Source organism: Marinobacter sp. UBA2498 (assembly GCF_002341575.1).
Lineage (GTDB): Bacteria > Pseudomonadota > Gammaproteobacteria > Pseudomonadales > Oleiphilaceae > Marinobacter > Marinobacter manganoxydans.
The window spans coordinates 25,278-26,466 of sequence record NZ_DDOI01000137.1 but is presented as its reverse complement, the minus strand read 5'-3'; the positions used below and the strand labels follow the sequence as shown (position 1 = coordinate 26,466).

Below are 1,189 nucleotides of genomic sequence, written 5' to 3'. Positions count from 1 at the left end.
AACTTTACTTCATCGCCGTAGTGGGCGGCGTCGCTTTCCACTTCAATCCACAGGTCGGTGTCGCCGAGCCTTACCCGGTCGCCGGTGGTTGGGCCGTACATGTCGGCGTAGGCTTGTCGGGTGATTTTCATTTCTGGCCCTCCAGTTTGCCCATGACTTCCTGCCGGAAACCGTAGATTTCACGGCCTCCGGCGAACGGGATCAGTGTCACTTTGCGGCTCTGGCCGGGTTCGAAGCGGATGGCCGTGCCGGCCGCCACGTCCAGGCGGTAGCCACGGGCCTTGGCGCGGTCGAAATCAAGCGCCGGGTTGGCTTCGGCAAAGTGGTAGTGAGAGCCGATCTGGATCGGGCGGTCGCCAGTATTGGCCACCTCTATCTGGATGCGCTCGCGGCCTTCACAGAGTTCGATGTCGCCGTCTTTGAGTTGGTATTCACCGGGGATCATGGCGTCTGCTCCTTAGACAATCGGGTTGTGGACGGTGACGAGCTTGGTGCCGTCGGGGAAGGTGGCTTCCACCTGCACTTCGTCGACCATTTCGGCGATGCCGTCCATCACGTCATCACGGGTGAGGACTTCGGTACCGGCGGTCATCAGTTCGGCCACGGTGCGGCCCTCGCGGGCGCCTTCCATGATTTCGGCGCTGATCAGGGCCACGGCTTCCGGGTAGTTGAGCTTCAGGCCTTTCGCTTTGCGGCGCTCGGCCAGCAGGGCTGCGGTGAACAGCAGCAGTTTGTCTTTGTCTCTTGGCGTTAATTCCATCGTTGTTTGCTCCGTTGATCGCGTCGCATTCTGCTTGTTATTCAGGTCAGCCAGATTCGGGGAACGCTGGCAGGCTGGCCGGTGAGTCTTGGTCTGATCAGTTCCCAGGCCTGCTGGCACAGCGCCCAGGCTTCGTTTCGTTCCTGCCCCAGGTAGCGCAGCAGCAGGACACCCCGGCGGCGGGTCACCGCCCAGCGGTGGCTTTCCGGCAGGGTTTCCCTGAGTTCTTCAATGGCGCCGGCTTCGTCGTCCAGGCCGACCACCCAGAGGGTTGCCTGCACGGTGGCGCCGCCCTGGCCCCAGTGGCCTTTGAACCGGGCGTGGTCCGGTTCCATAAGCTGGCGTTCCAGCCACAGGGGGCGGCCGTCCATCAGCAGGCGGAATTTCTGCTCCAGGTGGCCCGAGACAAACGGCAGTTTGCTGGCCGGG

The 1,189-nt window shown here is 62.8% G+C and carries 4 protein-coding genes; all 4 read right to left on the bottom strand.

Annotated elements, in window-relative coordinates:
* The coding region (locus B2W52_RS19010; RefSeq protein ID WP_286803914.1) for a hypothetical protein at positions 1–131 on the bottom strand (131 nt) is incomplete at its 3' end.
* Positions 128–445 (bottom strand): urease subunit beta, encoded by a 318-nt coding sequence (locus B2W52_RS19005; RefSeq protein ID WP_273070616.1) that lies wholly within the window; start codon positions 443–445, stop codon positions 128–130. The genes B2W52_RS19005 and B2W52_RS19010, both read right to left, overlap by 4 nt.
* A gap of 12 nt (positions 446–457) precedes the next feature.
* Positions 458–760 carry an urease subunit gamma gene (gene ureA / locus B2W52_RS19000; protein WP_008175208.1) on the bottom strand — a complete coding sequence of 101 codons (303 nt, stop codon included), beginning with the start codon at positions 758–760 and terminating at the stop codon, positions 458–460.
* Positions 761–801: 41 nt separating this feature from the next.
* Positions 802–1,189: urease accessory protein UreD (locus B2W52_RS18995; RefSeq protein WP_286803908.1), on the bottom strand; the 388-nt coding region annotated here is incomplete at its 5' end.